This is a genomic window from Streptomyces sp. L-9-10, from assembly GCF_004151105.1.
Taxonomy (GTDB): Bacteria; Actinomycetota; Actinomycetes; order Streptomycetales; family Streptomycetaceae; genus Streptomyces.
Map to the genome: position 1 here is coordinate 1 of NZ_PHRF01000093.1, position 452 is coordinate 452.

General features: G+C 69.7%; 1 pseudogene. It reads right to left on the minus strand.

Annotation, left to right across the window (positions count from 1 at the left end):
• Positions 1-452, minus strand: a pseudogene (locus tag CU044_RS21305) (thioesterase); the annotation flags it as partial.

The window sequence follows — 452 nt, forward strand, 5'->3', positions numbered from 1 at the left end:
TACGACAGGCTCGACTGGAGCGCGACATACCAGATCAGCGCGTCCTGGGCCTCCGGCGACCTCACCAGCCGCGCCGCACCGGTGGCGGTCTGCACGAGGATGGCCACCTGGTCCGACCCGTCGGTGCCGTAACGGTGGCGCGGATAGAGCAGCGCGGACGTCGTCCCCAGGAACAGGCTCCCGGCACCCCGCCAGCGCGACGAGCCGGGAAGCAGCATGCCCGCGCTGACAGCGGCGCGGGCAACATGGAGGGCGGTCGTCGTCCGGCGTCCGCTCACCGCGTGCAACGCCTTCCGGACAAGAGGCGTCGAAGCGGCCTGGACATCCTTGACGATGTCCCAGTCGTTCAGCCCGCCCTTCCGCAATTCCTTGCGCTGGGACAGATATTCGACCGACGAGGTCAGAGTGGTGACGGCGGCCAGCCGTTCCGACAGGCCCAACGCCCCGTCCCG